The sequence below is a fragment of the Chryseobacterium sp. HMWF035 genome (assembly GCF_003094695.1).
In the GTDB taxonomy this organism is placed as follows: Bacteria; Bacteroidota; Bacteroidia; order Flavobacteriales; family Weeksellaceae; genus Chryseobacterium; species Chryseobacterium gambrini.
In genome coordinates this window covers 1-1760 of the sequence record NZ_QEHP01000038.1, presented here as the reverse complement: position 1 = coordinate 1760, position 1760 = coordinate 1, and the positions used below count along the sequence as shown (strand labels likewise).

Genomic DNA, 1760 nt, shown 5'->3' with positions numbered 1-1760 from the left:
CTGTCATAGACAGCCTGTTGTTTTTAAGCTTATTTAAACTTTTTATCTAACTACAAAAGGGAGTGTGTTAATATGCAAATTATTTTTTTTAATTTGTTTAAACAGGTATTTTATTAAAATTTAAATCTATTTTTCAAAAACCGCGTAATCTCCGGATTTAAAATTAAAATCTTTTCCGTTACTGAAGTCTCTTTTTATTTTTTCAAAAACATTTTTAAAGCTTCCTGAAAGATGTTCGTCTTCGATAGAGAAATTTACAGGATCTTTGGACATATTGAGAACAACTAAAACTTCATCGTTTCCGTTTTTTCTTATATATGCTAAAATTTTATCGTTAGCGGTTGTGTTGAGAAGATACGTGGTAACATTGGAATCGCCTCCTCTTAGTGCCGGATTTGAAGATTTTAAGTTGAGGAGTATCTTATAAAAATCTGCTTTCTGATAAACGTTGCTCCATTTGATGACATCTTTTTCAAAAAATTCCAGACGCTTCATGTTGGGTAATTCCTGACCGGAATATAACAACGGAACGCCATTCCAGGTTGCAGAAAATACAGCCATCGGTTTTGTGATCACTCCATATTTTTCATATTCTGTTCCGTTCCATGAGTTTTCGTCGTGATTGGTTGTGAACCAAGCCCTCATTGAACTGTCTCCAATCGCCGAATATTTTCTCAGAAGATCCGTAAGTTCTGAAAGCGGCTCATTTTTTTTGTAGTAATCTGCGGATTTGTGCATCCATTTCCAAGAGTAGCTTGCATCAAAAACTTTCCCGTATTCCGGACTTTCGAGTTCATCGAATTCTCCAAGCCAGAAAAGGGGTTTTACTTTTTCCACTTCAGGACGCGCCTGCTGCCAGAAATCTACCTCAACCCAGGAAGCAAGATCGCAACGGAATCCGTCGATATTGGTTTCTTTAACCCAGTATTTCATGGCATCAATCATTGCAATACGCATTTCCTGATTTTTATAGTCGAGTTCGATGATATCATCCATTCCGGAAGCGATATGGAATTTTCCGTCCGGATCTTTTAAATAGAAATCGGGATGGGTTTTTGTCCAGATATGATCCCAACCTGTATGGTTTGCAACCCAGTCGATAATCACTTTAAAGCCTAATCTGTGTGCTTCATTCACCATGTGTTTGAAATCATTCAGAGTGCCGAATTCGGGATTGATGGAGGTATAATCTGAAGCGGCATAAGGACTTCCCAGACTTCCTTTTTTATTTTGCTGTGCAATCGGAGTGATTGGCATGAACCAAAGCGTTTTTACTCCCATTGATTTGAGTCTCGGCATTTCTTTTTCGAATGCTCTGAAGGTTCCTTCTTTTGTATATTGTCTTACGTTTACTTCGTAAATGTTTGTGGTGTGTTTCCAGTCTTTAGGTAAATCCGTCATGTTTTTTACAGCTTTTTGAGAGGTGCAGGAAAGAATTCCCAGACCTGTTACAGCGATTAAAATTAACTTTTTCATTAATTCTCTTTTAACAAAAATAGGGATTGTGATCGGAAAAACAGAACCCTGAACATTGAATTTTAAAAGGAAGGCAAAATTATATTATGCAGTAAATTGTATTCTGACCTGTTTTGTACAAATGTCTGAAACCTTAGCCGCGATTGAGCGGCATGTCTGAGCTCTTTTGTATTTCTGCGGCGGCTTCGCTAGTCATGGTCGGAAGATTTTTTTTATTATTTTGAATAATGTTTTTTTTAATTTAACTATTTGATTTCCAATTAATTGTATTTCTGTTTTGGTTT

The 1760-nt window shown here is 36.4% G+C and carries 1 protein-coding gene; it reads right to left on the bottom strand.

From position 1 onward, the window contains the following. Positions 1-126: 126 nt before the first annotated feature. Entirely contained in the window at positions 127-1476 is a 1350-nt protein-coding gene (locus DD829_RS06270; RefSeq protein ID WP_108411054.1) for an alpha-amylase family glycosyl hydrolase, read from the bottom strand. Positions 1477-1760 lie beyond the last annotated feature (284 nt).